Genomic DNA, 23681 nt, shown 5'->3' on the forward strand with positions numbered 1-23681 from the left:
ACCTTGCCTTCCTTCCCCTCTATCCTTTACAATGAGGGGAAAGAAGGAATGTAAGAATTACGGGGGGGAAAGAATGGGCCGGGAAAGAAGGCAAAGGAAGAAACAACATCATTGGACAAGAACGCTCACAGTCATGATGATCGGGATTTTGCTTTGCGGCTGCAGCGTGAAGCCGACATCGGATGTGCCGATGCCTTCGTTGGTGCCAACGCCGACAGCGAATGAAGAAACTCTATTACGGCAGTTCCTGAATGATAAAGGTGTGATGGATCGCCTGAATGCAGCCTGGTATGATTTTAGTCATCAATATGAACTGGACATCACTGAAGCGGCATGGGTCTTTACAGATACATTGGGTCAAGGAGATATTGTCGTCAATCTAATTAATTCTGAAATCACTTTTGGTTTTCCTGATGTGACGATCGAATACAAAAAGAAAGATCGCGTTATTAAAACAGCAGTATTTTCAGCGCAGCTTATGATGAATTTGAAGAGCTCTGATTCTGTTTGGCAATCGGAAATCGTTACAGAAGACCATCAGCGGTTCCTCATTCAATTCGACCCGCAAACTTTGGAGCTTCAAGACGCAGAATTGAATTCTAAGACGTTAGGGAAGAAAATGAATTTTGCACCATCGCTTTATGGTCAGTGTTTGAGTTATTTTAAACGATATTGGAATCAATCGCTGACTCAGCGCACTCTGATTCAACAAATGGTGGCAGTCGCTGCTGAAATTAAACCAGGAATGAATCTGAATGAACTGGCAGAAAACTTTGCTATACTTTATGATCAGCATGTTGATATTCTGGAACCTGGGGCGATCACGCCGGATATCACGCTGGAAGTGGAAATGAATTTTAATGATAAGGATACGCTATATCTGAAGGATACGACAAAGCTTGAGAAAACATTGTACCTGTTCACCGCGATGGATCAGGGCTTCGACGATCCCTCTGCGATTGATTGGGAAGCGCTGGCGCCAACCTTGATGAGCGCGATTCCTGACTATGGCTGCGATGGCCGATATTGCAGGAATGCCGAAGGACAGGTGCGGTTTGCGGACTTCGCGATCCGCGAGGGCTATGGCTCGCTGGTTACCCAGCCAGACATGAACAAGGCGGCAAAGGTGCTGAGCGGGCAGGATTATGTTTATGACGATTATGATAACCGGAAGTTAAGCAGCGGTGTCGTTTACAGCCAAAGTGTGAACAGCTATGTCGCCTATTCCCGCGAAGGCGACTGGCTGCCAGCCAGTCCCGGTGTGATCGTTTTGGATCAAAAGCAATCAGATAATCGAATCACCGTGGATTTTGTGACCTATGTGCCTCATTGGGATAACAAGCTGATTGTAGAAGGGATTCCGATCGAAGCCGAAAATGGATTGAACAATGCCAATCAAAAGATTATTCAGACGGTGAAAGACAATCTCGACCGCATGCCGCACTGGACTGCGGAGCTGGAAGATACCGGTGATGATCAGTTTTACCACCTGCTTTGGGCTGTCCGGTATTAAGCGCAGGGAAAAAAGAGAGCGTTAACAAAAGAAAACTATCCGTTTATCCGGGCGGATAGTTCTTTTCTATGGAGAAATTCAGCGTTCTATCCCGCCTGCGCAGGAAGGGAAAGGTTGTAGCGTAACTACGGTTAACCGTGATATAATAGCACAGGAGATCAAGGGTGAGCGTATATGAAAAAAGGTTATTTTATTACATTTGAAGGCCCGGACGGCAGCGGGAAAACCACAGTCAGCACGGCGGTGGCGAAGCGGCTGCAGGAAATGGGCGTTGATTCCCTATATACCCGGGAACCGGGAGGGATTGAGATTGCGGAGCAAATCCGCCGCGTGATTCTCGATCCTGCCAACACGGCAATGGATAGCAAGACCGAAGCGCTGCTTTACGCCGCGGCCCGGCGGCAACATTTGATCGAAAAAGTACTGCCGGCCTTAGCCGAAGGCAAGGTCGTAATCTGCGACCGCTTCGTCGACAGCTCGCTGGCTTATCAAGGCGTCGGCCGGTATTTGGGGATCGAAGAAGTTTTGTCGATCAACGAGTTTGCGATCGAAGGCCATTGGCCGGATAAAACCTTGTATCTCGACCTGGCTCCTCAACAGGGGCTGGACCGGATCGCCAGCCGGCAGGACAAAGACCGGCTCGATCAGGAAAAGATTGATTTCCATCTGCGCGTCTGTGAAGGCTATCGCCAGGTGCGTCGGCGGTTTGCCGAACGGATGATCGTGATCGACGCCTCCCAGCCGGTTGAGCAGGTGATTGACGATTGTGTGAAAACGATTGGAGCGCTGATCCAACGTGAAGTTCGCTGAACGCTTACAGGCTCAGCAGCCGGTCGTTTATCAGACGCTGAAACACGCGTTAATGCAGAAGAAACTGGCGCATGCGTTTCTGTTTGTCGGGCAGAAGGGAACGCCGCGTCTGGAAACGGCGCTTCTGTTAGCGCAAAGCCGGATCTGTCAGCACGTTCACGACGGATTCGCCTGTGAAGAATGCATCGACTGCCAGCGGATTGCGGAGGGCAACTATGCCGATCTGATTCTTTTGGACGGCGCGTCCAAGTCGATTAAAAAAGAGGAAATTCGCTCGCTGCAGGAACGTTTCAATAAAACCGGACTGGAGCGCAGCGGACAGAAAGTCTATATTCTCAACAACGCGGAGAACACGACGCCCGAAGCACTTAACAGCCTGTTGAAGTTTCTGGAAGAGCCGCAAGGCTCTGATACTCTCGCGATTCTGATTGTGGAAAATCAGGACCGGATTCTGCCGACGATCGTCTCCCGCTGCCAGACGCTGACCTTTCGGCCGCTGACGCAGCGTCAGATACATCAGATCGCATTGGAAGAACAGCTTGACGAAACCGACGGCTATCTGTTGTCGCACATGATCCGCGACGTCGATCAGATCAAACAGACGGCTGAGGATGAAGCGTACCAGAATGGAATGCTGATGATGCGCCGGTTTATCCGTGAATTCCCATTGCGTGAAGAAGAAGTGCTGGTGTGGATGCAGACCGAGTATCTGGGAAGCAAGGATAAGGAGAAGGACAAACGAACCTTCGGTTATTTTATCGACTGTCTGCTTCAATTTCTCCGCGACGCCGCGGTAGGGCATACGGAAGGCCCGGCCTGGATGGCGGAGGAAATAGGAAACTGGAATCAGCGTCCGCTGCGGCTGGATCGGCTGATTATCGTTTTGCTTGAATGCCGGGACAAGCTGTCCCGTAGTTATAATCTGCCATTGTTGGCGGATCAGTTAATTTATCAAATGAAGGAGGGAATGAAAGATGAGTGAAAATCAGGAAGCTGTAAAAACGGAAGAATCCAAACCGGCTCCGGCTTACCGCTATGTCGTCTCCGTGCGGTTTAAGAATTCGCGTAAGGCGTACAGCTTTGGCGCGAACGATGAAACGCTGGAATATGGCGATTATGTCGTCGTGGAAACTATCCGGGGCGTCGAGATGGGCGAGATCATCAGCAACCTGCGCGACGTGTCGATGCACACCCAGAATACGCCGCTCAAGCCGGTGCTGCGCAAAGCGACCCGGCATGACCGCGAGATGTATGCCGAAAATAAAGATCTGGCCAAAGAAGCGCTGGCCCGCTGTCAGGAAGCAGTGGCCCGGCTCAAGCTGGATATGAATCTGATCAGCTGCGAATACACGCTGGATCGAAGCAAGATCATCTTCGTCTATGTCGCCGACGAGCGTGTCGATTTCCGCGAGCTGTTAAAGGAACTGGCGGGGATCTTCAAGTGCCGGATCGAGCTGCGTCAGATCGGTCCGCGCGATAAAGCGAAGATCATCGGCGGTCTGGGCACCTGCGGCATGGAAACCTGCTGCTCGCGGTTCATGGATGATTTTGACGTCGTGTCGATCAACATGGCGAAGAACCAGCTGCTGGCTCTGAACATTCAGAAATTGTCGGGACAGTGCGGCAAGCTGATGTGCTGTCTGAAATTTGAGGATGAGAATTACAAACAGCTGCGCGCCGGATTACCGAAGATGAACGCTCAGGTCGAATATGAAGGCAAGCTGTACCGCGTGACGTCGATGAACGTGATCAACGGGACCGCCAAGCTGGAAAATCGGGAAAACGTACAGTTTATTACGCTTGCGGATTTAATGGAAAAGGGCGTGTTCCGTCGCCCGGAAGCCCAGAACGCAAAAAACAAAGAGAAAGAAAACCGGCCTGGCGAACGCAAGGATGACCGCCGGGATAACGAACGGAAAGAAAACAACCGTAAGGAAACGCACGAGCGTCGGGAAGCGGAGGCGAAGGAAACCGAGCGTCAGGACGATCGGAAAGTAACCGATCGAAAACCTGCCGAAGAGAAAAAGCAGGAACGCAGAGAACCTGCCCGGCGTCCGGCTGAGAAAAAAACGGAAAAGAAGCCGGAAGAAAGAAAACCGGAAGAAAAGCGCCGCGAGGATCGCAAACCGCAGGAGAACCGCAGACATCAGAAGCCGCGGGAGAGCGGGAAGGAAGTCAAACCGGAAGGCGAAGTTAAGGCGCAGGAAGGTGATGGCGAGGCGAAAACTCAGGAGCGGAAACGGCCGAATCGCCGCCGGCGGCACCCTGGCCGCAAAGAGGGTCAGCCGAAAAATGCGCCGGGAGAGGATCAGAAATGATTCGCCAGCAAAGCTTTTCCAATGAAAAACCGACGCTGTATCTCGTACCGACGCCGATTGGGAATCTTGAAGAAATGACGCCTCGGGCGATTGAGATTTTGCGCACAGTGGATGTGATCGCCGCGGAGGATACCCGCAACACGATGAAGCTGCTTCAAGTGTTCGATATTCATACCCGCATGATCGCCCATCATTCTCATAACGAACGGGAAAGCGCCAAAGGATTGTTAAATCTGCTTGAACAAGGTCAGTCCGTCGCGGTGGTTTCCGACGCCGGGTATCCCCTGATTTCCGATCCGGGGCAGAATATCGTCGAGCAGGTAACGGCCGCGGGGTATAACGTCGTGCCGGTGTCTGGCTGCAGTGCTTCGATCAACGCGCTGGTCGCGTCCGGTTTGAAAGCTCAGCCATTCTTGTTCAAAGGATTTCTTTCCAGCAATGACCGCGAGTGCGTGAAGGAGCTGGAAGGGTTGAAATCCTTGCCGTTCACCATGATCTTCTATGAAGCGCCGCATCGGATTGAGCGGATGCTGGGGCATTGTCTGGACGTTCTGGGCGACCGCAAAGCATGTCTGGCCCGGGAAATCACCAAGCGGCATGAGGAATTTCTGCGCGGAACCTTAAGCGAGCTGAAAGCGGCGGCGGCCGGTCTGAAAGGCGAAATGGTCCTCGTTGTGGAGGGCTGCGGACAGGAAAGCCAGCCGGCTCTGGATATGGCGCAGATCACCGATCAGATTAACGAACGGATCCGTTCCGGGATGTCCGCCGCTGATGCGATCAGGCAGATTGCGAAGGAATCCGGCGTGTCCAAGAATGAGATTTACCGCGCATATCATCAGGAATCATAAAGAAGAAAGCTCTTTTTGGATCGGAAATCCCCGATACCGAAAGAGCTTTTTATATCGAATTGGGAAATAATGAAAAAAATGCCGAAAGGATCAGAACGGATTCAACATAGACTAATGCGTTTTCTGCCGGATTTCCTTAAGTAAAGTTTTGAGGAAGCACAGGCAGAAACCGGTCAGCCCTGAAGCAAGAACTGTAAAAAAGATTCCCTGCGCACCTTTCTGCCTGGCAAACAGAACAATCGCCAGAGAACCGGATCCAAGGGTGATGACGGTAAGCACAAGAAATAAGCCGCTGAAGAAAATCAACCCCAAAATACGCAGCGGCCGGGGCGCGGAAGGATTTTAGGCAGACCAGCCTGACAAACGCACGAGCATTGCCGCGGCAAAATCAAGGAACAGCTGCATCATTCCACCTTCTTTTCATGGTTCTTTCCTTTATCTGCTTTCACAGCTTTTATAAACTTACGGCAGAAGGAAACAAAATCAACAGCCCGATCAACCAGAAAGCTGTAAAAAAGACTGATCCAAAAACAAAACGTCAGGGCCCGGATTATCCGGTATACCTGATTTTTTGTTTTCTTTTGTTCCACGGCAGAAGTCTGCCTGTCAACTTCTGTTTCCATTTTTGGCAATGCGCTTCATTCAGGATTTTTCCCCTCGTTGCCCACCGGAAGATCCCGGTTCTCAAACGTCGGCGTCCAAGGGGGGATATTCAGCATATCCGTTCGGAAAACCAATCAAAAATTTAAAAAATTTGAACGCAGCGGCTTGACTCTCAGAAAACTTATGCTATAATGATAACAGTTATCGTTATTAGGAGGTGAGATGATGATTCGCAGGAATTCAAGGCAACGCCAGCTGATCCTGGATGTGATGCGCGGCGAAGGAATTCACATGAATGCCGAGCAGGTTTACCAGAAGGTAAAAGAAGCTGATCCTTCCATTGGAATCGCAACCGTCTATCGCAACCTGAATCTGTTGTCGGAACTGGGTGAAATCCAGAAGTTCCAGGACCGCAGCGCTGGATTCATGTACGATGGAAATCCGAAAAAGCATCATCACTTCTATTGTCGATACTGCAAGCGGTATTTCGACGTTTCCTTCTCCGTTGAGGAGCAGATGATCAGCCAGGTGGAAGACCAGATGGGCGTCAGCGTGGAAGATCTGAATATCTCGTTGGAAGGCTGCTGCAACCAGTGTAAAGACAAACAGGAAAAAGAGAAAGAAAGAGGTAAAGAACAATGGAATTAAAAGGATCAAGAACTGAACAGAACTTAATGAGCGCTTTCGCCGGCGAATCTCAGGCCCGCAACAAGTACACTTACTATGCAATGAAGGCTCGTGCCGAAGGCATGGAGCAGATCGCGAATATCTTTGAGGAAACAGCGCGCAACGAACAGGAACATGCGATGCTGTGGTTCAAGGCTCTGCATGGCGATCAGATTCCTTCGACAGACGTTAACCTGCAGGATGCGGCCAATGGCGAAAACTACGAATGGACTGACATGTACGCTGAATTCGCCAAGATTGCGCGTGAAGAAGGCTTCAACAAGATCGCGGCCCAGATGGATATGGTTGCCAAAATCGAAAAGCGTCATGAAGAACGTTATCTGGCTCTGTTAAGCAATGTGAAGGAAGACAAAGTCTTCAAGAAGGAAGAAGACGTCATGTGGAAATGCCAGATCTGCGGTTATACTCTGGTCGGCAAGAACGCTCCGGGTCTGTGCCCGCTGTGCGGCTATGCGAAGTCTTTCTTCGAAGTTGAAAAAGCCAACTATTAATTTCTCTGATTCACAGGATCCGCTCGCCGGGTCCTTTTTCTTTTAATCCTTATTTCTATTTCAAGCTTTCGCTTCAGATTCCGCTCCGGTTTATCACCGATCTCATACATATTTATGGATTCCGGGACATACATTGGAAACAGAATCGGAGGAAAACGCAATGAAAATCAGAATCCTGCAATGCGATCCGATTGACCCGCAGGCCGAGGATCAGGTTCACCGGATCCGCCATCAGACGGGCGATCTCGTCATTGAGTACATCCAAATTCAAGATGCCGGCAGCCGTCCCGAAAAATGGGATCAGACAATTCTATGTTCCTCGAAAGCTGTGGATCCGCAGCTGGCCGCTTCCTTTCCCCAGCCAATTTTAATTATCAGTCCTCAACCGCTGGCTGATTATCCATCCTGGCAGATTCGCAGCCGATTGACGGACCCCTGGAATGGCGAATGGCTGGTCAAAATGATCAGTCAATTAGTGCATAACGGACAGCCGCTGAACCAAAGTCAATGCCTGGAATTTGTTAAAGTGAAAAAGGAGCGTAAAATCAGCGCGGAACTGGAACATCTGCTTTCTGGCATCAAGTCCCGGGATTATCCTGCGGCGTTATGGCTGTTTGTGCAGGATCGGCAGAATGAGGCGATGGAGCCGGAGGGAGAGGCGCTGCCTTTTCCTGTCCATTGTTACTGGATGAAACAGAAAGCAGACGTGAACGTCGCTTGTCTGATCTATCCCCAAGTTCCCTCAACTGTCTGAGGCAGGGGACAGGCTCAGACATTTCTCTTTTAAACCCTGAACCAAGAAGAAAAGCACTCGCAGGAGTGCTTTTCGCATGTCTGATTCGAAAAGACAATTAAAGCTTGCAGACGTTCGCAGCCTGTTCGCCGCGATCGCTCTGGACGACTTCAAAGCTTACCGCTTCGCCATCGTCTAAGGTTTTAAAACCTTCTGTCTGAATCGCGGAATAATGAACGAAGACGTCTTTTCCTTCATCCGTCGTGATGAATCCGTAGCCTTTTTCAGCATTAAACCATTTGACTTTTCCTGTAACCATGAGCTGTCCTCCTATGCCACTATAATAAAAGACACATGAGCGCGGGAATTAACTATCCTTTCCTCATGTGAAATTATAGTTATAGCCTTGAAAATCTAACTACAATATAGCACGATTTCCTGGCGGAATCAATCCGGATTTCATGATAAATTTGGACGAAATAGTCGGTTATTGTTCGAAATTGTAATAATTTTAATGGATTCCCGATAAAAATCAGAAGCGAAAAGAAGACAGAATCAGTCCTTTTTTCAAAGCTCTGCATCCTTGTTTGAAAGAGAATTCCCCGGGTCTGAAAGACCCCGCAAAATTGATCAGCAGGAAGCATTCTGATAGAAATTTGTTCAGAATTTGACTATGATAATCAGGAAAGAAAAGATTTCTGTTAATTTCCAGAATATTGGGAAAGAATGAATAAAGGAGTGATGCAGGATGGCAATCAATCAACAAATAACCAACGACCTGACCTGGGTAGGTGTCCAGGATCCGCAGCTGAAGGTATTTGATATCATCATGGAAACGGAATATGGAACGACGTACAACGCGTATATCCTTAAAGGTACAGCGAAAACGGCGCTGATCGAAACGGTCAAGCTTCCGTTTTTTGATGAGTTTGAAAAGCGTGTTGAAGCGGTGCTGCCAGTCGATCAAATCGACTATTTGATCGTGAATCACACCGAGCCGGATCATGCCGGTTCGATCGCGAAGTTGTTGGAAGTGAATCCGAATCTGACCATCGTCGGCAGTCCGGCGGCGCTGCAATTCTTAAAGGAAATCGTCAATCAGGATTTCCGCTCACTGACAGCGGCAGAAGGCATGACGCTGGATCTTGGCAAAAAGACGCTGCGGTTTATCATGGCGCCCAATCTGCATTGGCCGGATACGATGGTTACATTGGCACAGGAAGATGGGATTTTGTTTACCTGTGATTCGTTTGGCGCACATTATGCGTTTGAAGGGCTGCGCGTGAGTGAGGTCGAGGATCAAACGGCCTATCAGAGTGCGTTAAAATACTATTATGATCATATTTTAAAGCCATTTCGCCCATTCATGCGGAAAGCGCTGGACAAAGTGGCCGGGCTGGATGTGAAGATGATCTGTCCGGGTCATGGACCGGTGCTGGATTGCGGGCTGGAGGAGATTTTAAACCAATATCGTAGGTGGAGCGCGGAACCGCAGTTGGAAAACAAGCTGATTCTGGCCTATGTCAGCGCTTATGGCTACACGGAACAGCTGGCGCAGGCGATCGCCCGGGGCATTGAAAGTGCCGGCTGGAAAGCGGAATTGATGGAACTGACGCAGATCCCGGTGACGGAAGTGGTGGAAAAGCTGGAACAGGCCCGGGGATTTCTGTTGGGATCGCCGACGATTCTGGCGGAAGCACTGCCGCCGGTCTGGATGCTTCTCTCTTATTTGAATCCGGTCGTGCACGGCGGAAAGTTTGCGGCAGTCTTCGGCAGCTATGGCTGGAGCGGGGAAGCGTTCGCTCATCTGGAAGAACGGTTAAAACAGCTGCGGATTACGGTCATGCCAGCCTTGAAAGTGCGGTTTAAGCCGTCCATGGCGCAGCTTGAGGAAGCAGAACAGGCCGGACGGCGCTGGGTGGAACAGATCGCCGGGAAATAAACTGGGTTTATTAAGCAAACGGACTTCCTTTCAATTAAAGAAGGAGCTGCTTTCTTTCAAATTCATTTCAAGCGCATAATGGGAAGTCACGAAAACAGATGGCTGCCGCTGGGGAGGTTCTTAGTCGAATTTGCATGATGAAATGGGCAGGATAAACGGTTATACAACGCTTTATCCTGCCTGTTTCTTTGTATGGAAATTCTATTCTTACCCTGAGCCAGGGAAGAATTACTGCGGATACCGTCTGTTTTTTAATTGTCCTCAATCTTCAGAATCGCAGAGGGACTTTTGCCATAAGGAAAGTTTAAAACGCAGGGGAATGCCGCCGCTAAGAAAACGGTTCCGTCTGAAATATGATTCTTTTCGCCAGATTACAGGAACTTCCAGAAATCCGGTGAAAGGACGCTTGCTTTTTTTTCACAGTCATGGTAAGCTGATTACGCTTAAGGTTAGATATGGCTAACTAAAAAATAAAAGAATCGATCTGACGTCGACTCTTTTATTTTTCCATCAATGTTAGATTAAACTAACATTCAACGATGAAAGGAGAACGTTATGCTTCAACGATTTAAAAGTACGCTGATTCTGACCGCAGTTCTCTTGGGCTGTTCCGGGATTTCGTTATTGATCGGCGCGGCGGATTTCGGCGTATCCGACGTGCTGAATGGAAACTGGGAGGCGCTGGAGATTCTGGTTCTTTCCCGCCTGCCGCGGCTGCTGGCGATTTTATGCACTGGCATGGGCATGAGCGTGGCCGGCTTGATCATGCAGCAGCTGTGCATGAATAAATTTGTTTCCCCCTCGACCGGCGCGACGATTTCCTCCGCTCAGCTGGGAATTCTGTTCGCTTTTCTGTTCATGCCCGGCTCGACGCTGTGGGTGCGCGCGGGCTTTGCCTTCGTCAGCGCGATTGCGGGAACCTGGATCTTTGTGGCGTTTATCCAGCGGATTCAGTTCAAGGACGTTGTGATGGTGCCGTTAGTCGGCATTATGTTCGGCAATGTCATCGGCGGAATTACGAACTATCTGGCGTATAAATACGAAATGACGCAGGCGCTCTCCTCGTGGCTGGTCGGCCACTTCTCCCTGGTGATGAAGGGGCGCTATGAGCTGGTCATTCTGGTTGTGCCGTTAGTTCTGGCGGCGTTTGTGTTTGCCAACCATTTCAATATCGTCGGCATGGGCAAAGACTTCTCAAAGAACCTCGGCGTGCCCTATAACGCCGTGTTGTTTCTGGGATTGACGATCGCCGCGATGATCACCGCCAGCATCGTCGTGGTGGCCGGCAGTATTTCCTATGTTGGACTGATCGTTCCCAATCTGGTCACGATGTTCAAGGGTGATAAGCTGCGCGGAACATTAGCCGATACCGCGCTGTTCGGAGCGCTGTTCGTGCTGGTCTGCGACATGCTCGGCCGGATCGTGATCGCTCCGTATGAACTGCCGATCGAGCTGATCGTCGGGATTTTGGGCAGCCTGATCTTCATCGGCCTGCTTTGGATGCGGCTTAACGGAAAAGCCCGTATCGTCAGAAAACCGGAAGGAGGCTGCAGAGGATGAAGCGCTGTGATGCCAATCATTTTAAAGCGGCGGTTCTGATCACGCTGGCTATTCTGGCGGTGATCGGCTATCTGACGCTCAACGTCAATCCGAAATATGTCGAATTCGCAATGCGCCTGCGCGTGCCGAAATTATCAGTTATGCTCGTGACAGCCTTCTGTATCGGCGGCGCGTCGATCGTCTTCCAGACATTGATTCAAAACACGATTGTGACCCCCTGCCTGCTGGGGATGAATTCGTTGTACGCCCTGATCCATACCGCAGTGGTGTTCTTTCTTGGCTCCGGCAGTCTGATCGCCCGCCATCCGCAGCTTTCGTTTCTTGTCGATCTGACGATCATGGGGGCAGCCGCGATCCTGATTTACGGGACGTTGTTTAAGAAGATGAAGCATCAGATTCTCTATGTGCTGCTGGCGGGCACGGTCATGTCGACGTTGTTCTCCAGCATGCAGACGACGCTGACCCGGATCATGGATCCCAACGAATACGACGCGCTGTTAAGCTCGCTGGTCGCCAGCTTTTCCAACGTCAATTCCAGTCTGTTGGCGATCTCAGCCGTGCTGATCGGCTTGGTGATCTTCGCGCTGCGGAAGGAGCTGAAGCTGCTCGATGTGATCGCGCTGGGGAAGAATCAGGCGATAAATCTGGGCGCGGATGTGGACAAAACGATCCGCCGGTTATTGCTGGGCGTAACGGTGCTGATCGCGATCGCCACGGCGCTGGTCGGTCCGATTTCCTTTCTGGGCCTGATCATCGCGAATCTGTCGCGGCAGCTGTTTAAGACATACAGGCATACCTGGCTGATTTTTGGCGCGGCTGTGCTGGGGATGATCATTCTGGTCGGCGGACAGCTGATCGTCGAGCATGGTTTTTCTTACAGCATGCCGGTCAGCGTGTTCATCACGATCGGCGGCGGTTTGTATTTTTTGATTCTGTTATTTGGAAAAGGGAGGCAGCGGGCATGATTATTAAACAACTGACAAAGCACTATGGCGCAAAACGGGTCGTCGACGAGGTGAGCTTCGAAATTCCCAAGGGCAAGGTCCTGTCCCTGATCGGTCCCAACGGCGCGGGCAAGTCGACGGTCATGGGGATGATTTCCCGGCTGGTCGCTAAAGATGCGGGACTGGTGCAGTTTGAAGGAAAGGATCTGGCGAAGTGGAACAGCCGCGACCTGTCCAAACGGCTGGCGATCCTGACGCAGTCCAACAACATTCAGATGAAGCTCACGGTGCGCGAACTGGTCAGCTTCGGCCGTTTCCCTTATTGTCAGGGGCGGCTGCAGGAAGAAGACCGGCGGAAAGTGGATGAAGCGCTGGCCTACATGGAGCTGGAAGCGATCGCTGATCAATTTATCGACGAGCTGTCCGGCGGGCAGCGGCAGCGGGCAATGATCGCGATGGTGATCGCTCAGGATACGGATTATATTCTGTTGGACGAACCGACGAATAACCTCGATATCTACCACGCGTCAAACATGATGAAAATCGTACGCCGGCTGTGCGATGAATTGGGAAAAACGGTGATTCTGGTTCTGCATGAAATCAACTACGCGGCGTTCTACTCGGATTATATCTGCGCGTTTGTCGGCGGTAAGGTAGCACGATTCGGGACTGTTGAGGACGTGATCACCAAGGAAAACCTTTCGGCGATCTACGGCGTGAATTTCGAGATTCAACAGGTCGCGGGCCGGCCGCTGTCGATCTATTATTAATAGGTTTCTAAAATTTGAAAAAAGGCGAGAGAGAAATTTCAGCTGAATCGGAAAGGAAAGTCAGTTTGAATGATGTGAATCACAGGTTTTCCCGCAACAAATCATAGTTCACAAAGGAAAAACAAAAAGGAGAAAAGAATATGAAGAAATTAACGGGTTTCATGGTCGTCGGCTTGTTGATGCTGAGCGCCTGCACCGCAAAACCGCAGAAGGAGGAGCAGCCGAATCAACAACCAGTTGCGACGATGACGATCACCACACTCAACGGAAATCAGGAAAAAGGTCCGCTGGAAGTCCCGGTCGATCCGCAGCGGATCGCAATTCTGGACATGGCGGCGCTGGATATGCTGGACAGCTGGGGATTGGGCAACCGCGTCGTCGGCATGCCGAAATCCTCAACGGTCGATTATCTGAAAGCATATAATGAAAATAAAGCGATCGTAAATCTGGGGACGCTGAAAGAAGTCGATATGGAAGCGCTGATGGCCAGCGAACCGGATGTGATTTTCATCGGCGGCCGGCTGAGCGCGCAGTACGACGCGTTGTCTGAGATCGCTCCGGTTGTGTATCTGAGCACCGATGCCGAGCTGGGCATAGTGGAAAGCGTGAAGCAGAACGCCATGACTATCGCTTCTTTATTTAATATGGAAGACAAAGCGAAGGAACAGCTGGCTGGTTTCGACAGCCGAATTGAAACGCTGCGTCAGGCGGCCAAAGGCAAAACCGCGGTGATCGGCATGGTGACCTCCAGCAACTTCAATACCCTTGGCAACGGCAGCCGCTGCTCGCTGATTGGCAATGAAATCGGCTTTATCAATCTGGCGAACGATGTGGATTCCACCCATGGCAACGAATCGTCGATGGAATTGTTAGTCAAGCTGAATCCGGAATATCTCTTCGTGCTCGACCGTGATTCCGCGATCAATACCGAAGGGGCGAAGCTGGCGGAGGAAGTCATGAACAATGAACTGACCGCCAGGACGCTGGCCGCGCAGAACGGTAATATCGTCTACCTCACGCCGACGGTCTGGTATCTGGCAGAAGGCGGGATTACCGCGTTAGACGTGATGCTTCAGGATCTGGAAGCGGCGTTATTGAAATAAACAAAGCAAAAAGGATGAAGGTGACTTCCCTCAATGAGAAGTGCATGTTCATCCTTTTTTGTGAAAAGATTGGGAGGGAGTGTGAAGCAGGGAGAGAGAATCGGGATGTTATTGCAGCGTGACGTAGCCGTAATACGGTGTGGTTCCTTTCTTCGTGGCATTCTGGACTTTCTCACTCTTGAGGATCGGTGTGTTATAGCTGAACAGCGGAATGATATAGGCCTGCTGCTCAATCAGGTATTCTTCAGCCGCATGCAGTGCATTCATATACTCCGTATGATCCACAATCTTCGCAGCGTCCTCAATCATCTGATCATAAGCGGGATCCTCGACCGCAGGAACGACTTGTTGTCCAATAGTCCACAAGGTCAAAAACTGGGATGGATCATCGCTGGCGGTGTAGCCGTACCGGGAGAGTTCAAAGTCGCCGTTGTCGATCTGATTATAGAAGACGCCGGATTCCACAACCTCCAGTTCGCAGTCGATTCCGATATTTTTCCACATCGCTTCCAAAATCTGCGCAACGTCGGCGTGGATGAAGGAAGAAGAATATTTGTATTTGATTTTTAACGAATGGGCTTCGTCATAACCGGCTTCTTTCAGCAGCGTCTTCGCCTGTTCCGGGTCATACGCCTGCAGAGTCCCTTTCGCGTCGGCTTCCTTCCGGAAATCCCCATCTGCGCCGTTAAGTCCGGATGGGACATAGCCGCCTAATGCCTGATAGTATTCCTCAGGGCCCAGGGTGGAAGCCAGAGCTTTTTTGTCGATGGCAAGGGCCAGTGCTTTCCGGACCCGGCTGTCTTTCAGGCTTTCCGGAGCGGTAGAACCAGAGTTTATTGCGATGAAGTAGGAGGTTGGAGACGGAATATTCCAGACTTCGTTCTGGTTTGGATAATTGACGCCAACATCAACCGGAACGTTTAACGCGACATCAACTTCGCCATTTTTATAAGCGAGCGACTGGGCGTCGCTGTCCGGCATGACCAGAAATGTAATCTGATCCAGCGTGATTTCATCAGCTTTGTAATAGCTGTCATTTTTGACGATGACGGCTTTTTCGTTCTCATTGCATTCCGCCAGCTGGTAAGCGCCGATGCTTGGATAACCGGGTTTTAATGCCCATGTGGAATCGTGCGCATCCGCAAAATCTGGTCTTAACGGCGCAAAGACGTTGCCAGTTAACAGATTCAGGAAAAAGGCGCAGGGTTGTTTCAGAGTTAAAACCAGCGTAGACTCATCCGGCGTCTGGACTCCGTCAATTTCGATCGTTTCCGCGTCCAGATCGGTATTTGCCGCAATTTCTTCCGCGCCTTTTAAATAGGTGGTCAGATTGTAAATCGTCAGGGAGTTTTCCGCGCCATAGGTCAGGTTGCGCAGGATGGCATATTTAAAATCCTGTGAAGTCAGAGCTTTTCCATCACTCCAGGTCAGCCCTTCCTTGATTTTTATAGTATAGGTCAGACCATCGTCGCTTACGGTGCAGTTCTCGGCAAGCTCAGGAATGACGTTGCCATTTTCATCCTTGGTCATCAGACTGGAAAGGGTATGGGCAAGAATGTAATTGTTGACAGTCTCTGTATTGAAACCGGGGTCGAGCGTTGTGATCTGGCCTCCAACCGCGACGACAATGGAATTTTGTTTTGTTTCCGGTTCTGGTGAAGAAACATTAGCGTTGGAAGAACAGGCGGTGTTCAGGATGAATAAGCCTGCGCAGAGAAGCATATTTAATTTTTTCATGGTTATTTTCCTTTCTTAGATGAGTTTCGTTAAAGATGCAGAAACATCGTCGATAACGTTTCCTGGAATGTTGGATTTCTGATTTCTGTTTATGAATTGATATGTTTACAGCGGGAATCATCAACATCACTCCTTTCCAGAATCCTGAGGGAAAATAAAAATCGTCCCCAGCCTATGCTAGAGACGATGGATTCGCGGTGCCACTCTAATTGCCGGTTTATTCCGGCCTCCTCAAATCCTTAACGCGGATATTCGGACTTTCCTACTGAATTCAGAAAGTCATCTCCCAGATGCGTTTTCATTGGAAACGTGCCGCTGACCTTCCACTCTGTATCAGCTCGCTGATGGATTTTTCCAATTACTTTTTCTGTTCATTGATTTTATGGTTCTTAGTTTAAACGAGAAATGAAAAGATGTCAATGCTAGAATGATTATATTTTCATAAAATAAGAAATATTTTTCATGCGGAAAAGAAAGAGAAATTCATACTCTTTATTTTATTCCGGTCTCGTTTTGCTGACTATCAAATTTCTAAAAGCAGACAAAGAAAAATGAGGAGTAGTTCATCCTCATCTGTTCGTAAGTAAAGTTCTTCGGATCAGTTTGCTTTTTCAACTTTGACGGTAGTAAATTCAGTATCGCCGGTGACGCTGAGTTCGCCTGTGTAGGTGACTGTTACCTGATCACCATCTTTGATACCCTCCATTTTGAAATTTTCATCAATCGGGAAAACATAGGCGTCTTTTCCATCATCCAGAATAAACATGACATTTTTGATATCGCTGATTTTTCCGGTGATGGTTTTTTCTTCACCTTGTTTCGCTTCGGGAGCCATTGTCGGTTCTGTGGTTTCCGGCTTATCCGCCGGCGTTGCCTCCGGCATACTGGACGTTGCTTCCGGTGTCGGCGTTGTTTTGTCTTCCTTGGATTGGCAAGCGGCAGCCCCGAATAACAGACCTGCGGCTAAGATGATCATCACTATCTTTTTCATTTCTTTATCCTCCATGTATCCTTTTGGGTGATACTATAAGATTAGAGAAATTGAAAAAGGAAAAAATTGAAGGAAGCAGGAAATGTCATGAATTTGTCATAATTTTATTCGCTGTATTCGACAGGCTTCCAATTATTAGCCTGCATTTGAGTCCAAATATCATCCCAAGTACTGTTCATTACTTGAATATTTGCTGATGTGTGATAAAGAAGTAGTAGAAGTGTAAAAAATTTTGCCGTTCCTATCCGGCGTTTGCGCATTGCGCCGGATAGGTCGGGCGGTCATTCGGGCAGGTCTACCTTGCCAACGAAAGAGTAATAAATATCAATGTCCTGTCTGCGTGTGCCGTTCTCGTCATAGCTGCACTCATGCACAACGATTTTCTCCACAAACTCACGCAAAAGGGTAGGGGTAAGTTCTTCAAAGCTGGTGTACTTGCGGACAACATTCATAAACTTTTCTGCGTTTACCGTGGCTTCCTGCGCTTTGGAAAGCTCTGCCCGGATAGCGGCGGCTCTCTCTTTCAGTTCTTTCTGCTCGGCTTCATAGTCTGCCGACAGCTCCGTGAAACGCTCGTCTGAAATGCGCCCGGTCACGCTGTCCTCATACAGCCGCTTGAAGATAGCGGATAACTCGCTGATACGCTTCTCGGCGGCTTCCAGCTCCTTTTTCCTTGCGGCGTTCCTGCGCTTGCCCCCGTCCTCGTTCTGCTCGATCAGCAGCTTCATAAACCGGGCTTCGTGCTTCGCTGCATAGCTGGTGACTTTCCGCAGATTGTCGGTCACTCCGGCGGTCAACAGGTCGGTGCGGATAAAGTGCGCCGTACAGTCACGGGTACGCTTCTTGTAGCTCCCGCAGATATAACAATCCTGCTTGCGGGTGGCGTTCTGGTAACGCTGCTGGTAAAGGACGCTGCCGCAGTCGGCACAAAAGAGTATGCCGGAGAATAAGCCCACTTCATCATAGCGGTTCGGGCGTTTGCGCTGCTTGCGTAACTCCTGCACACGCTCCCACATCTGGGTGTCAATGATAGGCTCATGGTGGTTCTCGAAAATCGCCTGTTTCTCAATGGGGTTCTCTACGCTGTGCTTGGTCTTGTAGGACGGCTTCTCCGTCTTGAAGTTTACCAGACAGCCCGTGTACTCCCTGTTTTCAAGGATATGTACCACGGTATTGGTCGCCCACTTGCACTCATAGCCGGGGTGGTAGCGGCGGGTGCTTCCCGTCCGACGGTATTCCAGCGTTCCCGGCGTGGGGATCTCCTGCTCTGTGAGCATACGGGCTATCTTGGTCGGCCCGTTCCCGGCAAGGCACAAGCTGTAAATCTGCCGCACAACAGGGGCGGCTTCCCCGTCAATGATAAAATTTTCGTCCTCGTCCATAAAGTAGCCGTATACGGGTTTGCTCGTGACGGGCTTCCCGCTCATACCCTTAGACCGTTTTACTGCTTTGATTTTCTTGCTCGTATCTCTCACCAGCCATTCGTTAAAAATGTTCCGCAGAGGGGCAAAATCATTGTCGCCCTGTGCGCTGTCCACTCCGTCATTGATAGCGATAAAGCGGACGCCTTTCTGTGGGAAAATCATTTCCGTATACATTCCCACTTGCAGATAGTTTCGCCCTAACCGTGACATATCCTTGACGATAACGGTGCCGACTTTTCCGGCTTCAATGTCCGCAAGCATGGCTTGAAAACCGGGTCTTTGGAAGTTCGCCCCAGAATAACCGTCATCTGTGTACCATTGCAGATTGGAAAAGCCGTTCTGCTTCGCATAGGTTTCAAGAATACGCTTCTGGTTTGAAATAGAATTGCTCTCACCTTGCAGCTCGTCCTCGTGGGATAATCTCGGATAAAGGGCGGTAATAAGGTTTCGGGTGGTCTGTCTTAACATAGTGTCCTCCATTTCCGACAGCCAGCCCCACTATTCCGTATGACTATCATACCACACGCCGGGGCTGGCTGTACAGTCCTTTCTGCTTCTTTACGTCCCGTCAAATTGCCGATTTTTGTGTAGCAGCTTCCGCTTCCAGCACTTTCAGCATTTTATCGGCGGCGGTGGCGGTGGTGTCCTGCTTGAAATAGCCGGAAACGACAAGGACAGAATTACCTATGCGGATTTCCGTCACGCAATCCGGGCGGCGGGTGCTGCGGTCATTCTTTGGGGTGTTGGTCATAGGCGGCTCTCCTTTCTGTTCATCAGCTTTTTCAGTTGTCCCATTTTCTCCTGCGCCGTGGCTTTTCGGAAGTTGCTCCCGGTAAAGCGGACAGGAGAACACATTTCAATCAGACGGTCATAAATGCGGGCGTGGGCGGTGTCCTCCGGGTGCTGCAAGTCCTCCAGCGTGAGATTAGTCGTGACGATCAGCGGCCTGCCGCTGCGGTAACGGCTGTCAATCACGTTGTAGACCTGCTCTAAGCCGTATTCCGTTCCCCGTTCCATTCCAAAATCGTCAAGGATAAGCAGCGGGAAGCTGCAAAGTCGGGAGATATATTCATTCCTGCCCTCAAAGCTGGCGGCAAGGTCACCCAATATCAATGCAAAGTTTGTCATGCACACGGGGATTTCACGCTCCATAAGGGCATTTGCGATACAGCCCGCAAAATAGCTCTTGCCTGTGCCAACGCCGCCCCATAGCAGATAGCCAATGTTGCGCTCTTTCATGGTTTCCCAGTTCTCCACATAGAAATGGGCGTGTTCCATTTGCGGGCACTTGCCGTTGTCGTTCTCAAACGTCCAGCCCTGCATAGCCGGGTCTGTAAAGCCCCGCCGCTTCAACCGCTCGACAGTTTCAAGGTGACTGCGCTGTTTATCTGCGGCTTCCCGTTCCTCACGCTCTGCCCGCTGGCAGTCACATTCTGCCGGGTGGCGGTCACGCCCCAGCCATGCGGCGGTTTCTTTGGGGAAATAGCCCTCTTTGGGCTTGTGGCACTTCCCGCAGTATAAAAGCCCGTCCTCGCCGGTGTAGTCCTCCGGCTCCGGCGTGGTGTCGGTCATATTCAAAATCATTTCATCAAATCCATTCGTCATAAGCTCTCGCCCTCCTTACAGGTATAATCGGGTATGCCCTTTTTCGGGGCTTTCTTGGCTGCGTCCTCCTGCGCCCACTTGAAAATCGTGGCTGCATGGCTCTTGTATTTCCTCCCGCTGGAAGCGATATGGCAGGATAGGCGGTCAATGTAATACTCCCACTTGCCGGGAAGCTCTGTTTTCAGCCCGTCAAGCTCCGTATCGGAAAGAATGACATTGTGGTATCTGCCATAGGCGGCGGGGGCGGGGTGTCCCGTTTCTAACTCTCTCTCTTTTTCTATTTCTATATCTATCTCTTTCTCTATCTCTATCTCTGGTGGACAAATGTCCGCTCGATATGGTGGACATTTGTCCGCCCCTGTCTGCGGCAGGGCTTTTTGTTCCTGCAAAGCCAGCCGCGCCCTGCGCTTGCGCTCCCCCTCGGTAGAGGACTGGCCGATTAAAAGCTCAATGTTGCTCATGTAGAGTGCGCCGCTTGGCAAAGGCTCCACAAGCCCCAGCTTCATAAAGATTTTCAAAGCTCTCTCTACGGTACCTACCTGCTGGCGGGTAATGGTCGCAATCATCTGGGCGGTGTAGGGGATATTCTCGTCAAGCTGCAATTTCCCGCCGTTTTTCAGCGATTTCAAGTACAGCTTCAAGAGAATGTTGGAATAGATAACGCCGTCCTGCATACTTTCCAGCAGAACGATTGCATCATCGTCAAAATAGCTCTCTTTCAGCTTGAGGTAGTAATATTTGCGGTTATCTGCCATAGGCTGCGTCCTCCTTTTTCCAGCGTTTGGAATAATAGCGAGGGCATAGTATGATAACCGCCCGGAAGCTCTGTTTGCAGTCACGGGTGCAGCCCCGGCATAGGTCGTTGTAAGTGATACGGTTGCGGTGGTTGAGGAAGAAAGACCATTCCAGCCGCCGCTTCTTGCTCATTCTCGGCAATGGTAAGCTCCTTTCTGCCGTTCCTATCGGTGTAGCGGGATAGGGGGCATTTTCTGTATGTTCTCGGTATCATTTTCGGGCTTTTTCTGCCCTGTAAGCCCCGTTTGGAAGTCGGGGAGTATTGCGGTAAGGGTTCATATCATACCTGTATTTTTGTAGGGTTTCGGTATCATTTCGGGGCGGTCTTTAACGCTCCTGTTCACGCTTTTTCTGCTGGCTCGGTGCGCCCCTTAAAATCTGGTCGATATTGCGTCTGACTGTCTGAAGCTCCTGCGCCCGCTGGCGTTTCTCCCGGTAGTCGTTATATCCGGCGTTCTTCTGGACGGTAAGCTGCTCAATCTCCCTTTGCAGGGCTTTGCTGGCTGGCAGCTTGGTTATTCCATGCTCCCGGAAATAACGGGCGGCTGTGTCCGCTATGATAAAATCGCTTTCGTGCTGTTCCCGGTAGGCTCTCCGGGCTTTCTCCGATTTCTGCGCTTTCAGACCGTCACGGGCGGGCTTCGTGCCGATATAGCCCAAAAGGTTGCGCTGCAATTCCTTTTTCTCCCGGATAGCGGCTTCCAGCCCTTTCAGTCCGGCAAGGCTCTCCTGCGTGGCGGTGTTGGCTGCGGAAATGGCAGCGTCCAGCTCGTCCGGGGAAGAAAAGCCATACTGCTGGTAGAGCATGAGGGTAGCCGACATCTGTTTGAGGTTGTGCATGGTCGCCCACTTCTCATAGCCCCGTCCTTTCCCCTCGGCTCGCTTGGCGGCTATGTCTACCATGCGCTGTACAGCGTCATTGTTCGGGGCGTTTTTCGCTTCTTTTTTCGTCCGTAAGCGGTCTTTGATACTGCCGGGGTATTCCGCTATGGCTGCGGGTTTTTCGGCGGCTCTGGCGGCGTTCTGCTCCAAAACGGAGAGGACAGCAGCCCGGTCAAAATCGTCCCCCAGCTTCCGGGCGGTAATTGGCTTCGTCCTGTCCGGCGTGAGGTAACTTAGCCGCCCCCGGCTCTCCTTGACGGTCACACCATGCCGGAGAAGCAGGGCGGCAAACTCATCAAAGCCGGAAGCAGCGGCAAGGGCTTCCCGGATAGTCCGGCGCAGCTTCGCCTTATCCGTTTCAAACTTGGTCTGCCGGGGCGCGATACCGTCCGCAGCAATAGGGGCGTTGGCTCTGTCAAGGGCAGCCTGTCCTTTCTTCTGCGCCCAATACTCACGCTCGGTAATGCGTTCTTTGCTGCCGTTCAAAAGGTCTATCTGGTAAAGCCCCTCGCTGTGGCACATCTCCATGACTTCGGCTTTCAGATAGTTCATAGCTGCGTCCGTACAGCGGTGCTTGCAGCCTGCTTTCCTGTCCGCTGGCCTGTCCATGTGGGGCAGCATGGGAACCTCCGCAATCCGCAGACTGTTAATGACGATATGCACATGGATATTTTCGGTGTGGCTGTGTCCGTCCGGGTGGGTGCAGACAAGGGCCTGGTGTCCGGGGAAATGCTCGGCGCAGAACTTCTCGCCCAGCTCCTGCGCCCGATCAACGGTCAAGCCGTTGTCCGGGCCGTCCCGTGGGTCAAAGCTGATGATGTAGTGGTGGCTCTTTACGTCCTCCCGTTTCTGGTTCTTGCCGTAGCGGAGATTGGAGCGCATACAGGCAACGGCAAAATCCTCCCCGCCACAATTCAGAGAGGATATGCGGTAGTCTACCCTCGGTATGAGCCGCCCGTCTGCGTCAAGGGTGGGCTTCATGGTAAACTCGTCATGCTCGAATGTGAGGTATTTTTCAGCGTCCCCGTAGTTGGCATTTTTAGAGCTGATATGTTTGAGTATCGCCAACGGCTTCACCTACTTTCTGCAAGACTTCAAACTTCAAGGCGGCAAGGTCGGCGGCGGCTCCCCGCACTTCCTTTTCCAGCCCCCGGTAGGGGCTTCCGTATTCGTTCAGGCTCCGGGCAATCTGGTTTAAGTTGCCGCCGATTTTCCCGTACTCTGCCGTGAGCTTGGAGAGGGCGGCAAGCAGCCCGTCATTGACCGGGGAAACGGTGACAATGGGGCGTATGGTCGCTTTCCGTATGGCTTGCCGGATAAACTCGGACTGGCTGATTTCATAAGCCGCCAGCCGCCCGGTGAAGTCGGCGTATTCTTCATCGGTCATGCGGGTCTTTACCACATGACGGCGGTGGGGCGTATTGTATTTCTTTCGCATGGTCTGTGACCTCCTTTCTCGCCCGACAGGGCGCATAGCAGGGTTTGGGGAAGGCACTCCCCAACAAGATTCCCGCAGGGGCAAAAATAAGCGGAGAGCGAATTTTGGCACCTCGGTAGAATCTTGCTCTGAAAAACTCCGGCGTTCCCCGGCTCCCGTCCTTTCCGCTAACAAAACGTTTCAAAAGGGCTTTGCTACCCGCTATTCCGGCTTATCTTGAAAATTTTCCTTTCACTACCTACAACACCACGCAAAGCAAAATGGACGGAGATTTTTAGAATTTCCCCTCTATTCCCTACAACACCACGCAAGCCGGAATAGGCGGACAATGGCAGTATTTTTTTCTTTGATACCCTCTACGGATAAGTAAGGGATTTTGCCAACTGCGGCGGCTATTTTCCCTTTTGTTTTTTCATACTGGGGATTTTCAAAAATGCCAAACAGGAACGAAAAAAAGCAGCAAATCTGTTGAATAGATTTACTGCTT

Annotated in this window: 24 protein-coding genes and 1 other annotated feature; of the genes, 13 read left to right on the forward strand and 11 right to left on the reverse strand. The window is 50.8% G+C overall.

From position 1 onward, the window contains the following. The first annotated feature begins 73 nt into the window (after nt 1-73). From BQ7364_RS13950 to rsmI, 5 genes are all read left to right on the forward strand, one after another. Nucleotides 74-1513: a hypothetical protein gene (locus tag BQ7364_RS13950; protein ID WP_139248646.1), complete on the forward strand. Its 1440-nt coding sequence runs from the start codon at nt 74-76 to the stop codon at nt 1511-1513. Between the two features lie 174 nt (nt 1514-1687). After that, on the forward strand, nt 1688-2323 hold the full coding sequence (tmk, locus tag BQ7364_RS13955; protein WP_072685285.1) for a dTMP kinase: 636 nt from the start codon (nt 1688-1690) through the stop codon (nt 2321-2323). Next, a complete protein-coding gene (locus BQ7364_RS13960) occupies nt 2310-3305 on the forward strand; it encodes a hypothetical protein (protein ID WP_072685286.1) in 996 nt (331 codons plus the stop codon). Before tmk ends, BQ7364_RS13960 begins: the two co-directional genes overlap by 14 nt. After that, a complete protein-coding gene (gene ricT, locus BQ7364_RS13965; protein WP_072685287.1) occupies nt 3298-4641 on the forward strand; it encodes a PSP1 domain-containing protein in 1344 nt (447 codons plus the stop codon). Before BQ7364_RS13960 ends, ricT begins: the two co-directional genes overlap by 8 nt. After that, a complete protein-coding gene (gene rsmI, locus BQ7364_RS13970; RefSeq protein ID WP_072685288.1) occupies nt 4638-5489 on the forward strand; it encodes a 16S rRNA (cytidine(1402)-2'-O)-methyltransferase in 852 nt (283 codons plus the stop codon). The genes ricT and rsmI overlap by 4 nt, the downstream gene beginning before the upstream one ends. Before the next feature lie 111 nt (nt 5490-5600). Here rsmI and BQ7364_RS18430 read toward each other — a convergent pair whose 3' ends face one another. Beyond that, nucleotides 5601-5768: a hypothetical protein gene (locus BQ7364_RS18430; RefSeq protein ID WP_234973192.1), complete on the reverse strand. Its 168-nt coding sequence runs from the start codon at nt 5766-5768 to the stop codon at nt 5601-5603. Between the two features lie 549 nt (nt 5769-6317). Here BQ7364_RS18430 and BQ7364_RS13980 point away from each other — a divergent pair. The 3 genes from BQ7364_RS13980 (at nt 6318) to BQ7364_RS13990 (ending at nt 8024) form a co-directional block, all read left to right on the forward strand. Next, nucleotides 6318-6740: a Fur family transcriptional regulator gene (locus tag BQ7364_RS13980; RefSeq protein WP_072685290.1), complete on the forward strand. Its 423-nt coding sequence runs from the start codon at nt 6318-6320 to the stop codon at nt 6738-6740. After that, nucleotides 6731-7270 carry a rubrerythrin gene (gene rbr / locus BQ7364_RS13985; RefSeq protein ID WP_072685291.1) on the forward strand — a complete coding sequence of 180 codons (540 nt, stop codon included), beginning with the start codon at nt 6731-6733 and terminating at the stop codon, nt 7268-7270. The genes BQ7364_RS13980 and rbr overlap by 10 nt, the downstream gene beginning before the upstream one ends. A gap of 160 nt (nt 7271-7430) precedes the next feature. Beyond that, complete coding sequence (locus tag BQ7364_RS13990; protein ID WP_072685292.1) at nt 7431-8024, forward strand: hypothetical protein; 594 nt, start codon at nt 7431-7433, stop codon at nt 8022-8024. A gap of 97 nt (nt 8025-8121) precedes the next feature. On the opposite strand, the gene BQ7364_RS13995 is transcribed toward BQ7364_RS13990, so the two are convergent. After that, nucleotides 8122-8322, reverse strand: a complete 201-nt coding sequence (locus BQ7364_RS13995; RefSeq protein WP_072685293.1) for a cold-shock protein — start codon at nt 8320-8322, stop codon at nt 8122-8124. Between the two features lie 429 nt (nt 8323-8751). Here BQ7364_RS13995 and BQ7364_RS14000 point away from each other — a divergent pair, with 429 nt between their 5' ends. The 5 genes from BQ7364_RS14000 to BQ7364_RS14020 all read left to right on the forward strand — a co-directional run bounded on the left by BQ7364_RS14000 (nt 8752) and on the right by BQ7364_RS14020 (nt 14322). Continuing rightward, on the forward strand, nt 8752-9945 hold the full coding sequence (locus BQ7364_RS14000; RefSeq protein WP_072685294.1) for an FprA family A-type flavoprotein: 1194 nt from the start codon (nt 8752-8754) through the stop codon (nt 9943-9945). A gap of 555 nt (nt 9946-10500) precedes the next feature. Continuing rightward, nucleotides 10501-11505 (forward strand): ABC transporter permease, encoded by a 1005-nt coding sequence (locus BQ7364_RS14005; RefSeq protein ID WP_072685295.1) that lies wholly within the window; start codon nt 10501-10503, stop codon nt 11503-11505. Further along, nucleotides 11502-12470, forward strand: a complete 969-nt coding sequence (locus BQ7364_RS14010; protein ID WP_072685296.1) for an iron chelate uptake ABC transporter family permease subunit — start codon at nt 11502-11504, stop codon at nt 12468-12470. The genes BQ7364_RS14005 and BQ7364_RS14010 overlap by 4 nt, the downstream gene beginning before the upstream one ends. Continuing rightward, entirely contained in the window at nt 12467-13219 is a 753-nt protein-coding gene (locus BQ7364_RS14015) for an iron ABC transporter ATP-binding protein (protein ID WP_072685297.1), read from the forward strand. The genes BQ7364_RS14010 and BQ7364_RS14015 overlap by 4 nt, the downstream gene beginning before the upstream one ends. A 140-nt stretch (nt 13220-13359) precedes the next feature. Beyond that, entirely contained in the window at nt 13360-14322 is a 963-nt protein-coding gene (locus BQ7364_RS14020) for a siderophore ABC transporter substrate-binding protein (protein WP_072685298.1), read from the forward strand. Nucleotides 14323-14430: 108 nt separating this feature from the next. Here the strand turns inward: BQ7364_RS14020 and BQ7364_RS14025 are convergent, their stop codons facing one another. The 9 genes from BQ7364_RS14025 to BQ7364_RS14065 form a co-directional block, all read right to left on the reverse strand. Then, nucleotides 14431-16059, reverse strand: a complete 1629-nt coding sequence (locus tag BQ7364_RS14025; protein ID WP_234973193.1) for a peptide ABC transporter substrate-binding protein — start codon at nt 16057-16059, stop codon at nt 14431-14433. A 176-nt stretch (nt 16060-16235) separates the two neighbouring features. Beyond that, nucleotides 16236-16443, reverse strand: a binding site (T-box leader). 214 nt (nt 16444-16657) lie between these two features. Further along, a complete protein-coding gene (locus tag BQ7364_RS14030; RefSeq protein ID WP_072685299.1) occupies nt 16658-17050 on the reverse strand; it encodes a DUF1344 domain-containing protein in 393 nt (130 codons plus the stop codon). 281 nt (nt 17051-17331) lie between these two features. Continuing rightward, nucleotides 17332-18942, reverse strand: a complete 1611-nt coding sequence (locus BQ7364_RS14035) for a recombinase family protein (protein ID WP_002605633.1) — start codon at nt 18940-18942, stop codon at nt 17332-17334. A 100-nt stretch (nt 18943-19042) separates the two neighbouring features. Next, a complete protein-coding gene (locus tag BQ7364_RS14040) occupies nt 19043-19225 on the reverse strand; it encodes a transposon-encoded TnpW family protein (RefSeq protein WP_002605634.1) in 183 nt (60 codons plus the stop codon). Beyond that, complete coding sequence (locus BQ7364_RS14045; protein ID WP_072685300.1) at nt 19222-20079, reverse strand: ATP-binding protein; 858 nt, start codon at nt 20077-20079, stop codon at nt 19222-19224. The genes BQ7364_RS14040 and BQ7364_RS14045 overlap by 4 nt, the downstream gene beginning before the upstream one ends. Continuing rightward, complete coding sequence (locus BQ7364_RS14050; protein ID WP_002605636.1) at nt 20076-20834, reverse strand: phage replisome organizer N-terminal domain-containing protein; 759 nt, start codon at nt 20832-20834, stop codon at nt 20076-20078. The genes BQ7364_RS14045 and BQ7364_RS14050 overlap by 4 nt, the downstream gene beginning before the upstream one ends. Next, the gene (locus tag BQ7364_RS14055; protein ID WP_006058351.1) at nt 20824-21015 is read right to left on the reverse strand and encodes a hypothetical protein; all 192 of its coding nucleotides are present in this window, start codon (nt 21013-21015) and stop codon (nt 20824-20826) included. The genes BQ7364_RS14050 and BQ7364_RS14055 overlap by 11 nt, the downstream gene beginning before the upstream one ends. 186 nt (nt 21016-21201) lie before the next feature. Beyond that, nucleotides 21202-22824: a relaxase/mobilization nuclease domain-containing protein gene (locus BQ7364_RS14060; protein ID WP_002602093.1), complete on the reverse strand. Its 1623-nt coding sequence runs from the start codon at nt 22822-22824 to the stop codon at nt 21202-21204. After that, nucleotides 22796-23194: a plasmid mobilization protein gene (locus BQ7364_RS14065; RefSeq protein WP_002602094.1), complete on the reverse strand. Its 399-nt coding sequence runs from the start codon at nt 23192-23194 to the stop codon at nt 22796-22798. The genes BQ7364_RS14060 and BQ7364_RS14065 overlap by 29 nt, the downstream gene beginning before the upstream one ends. Nucleotides 23195-23681 lie beyond the last annotated feature (487 nt).

The organism is Holdemania sp. Marseille-P2844 (assembly GCF_900120005.1).
Classification (GTDB): domain Bacteria; phylum Bacillota_I; class Bacilli_A; order Erysipelotrichales; family Erysipelotrichaceae; genus Holdemania.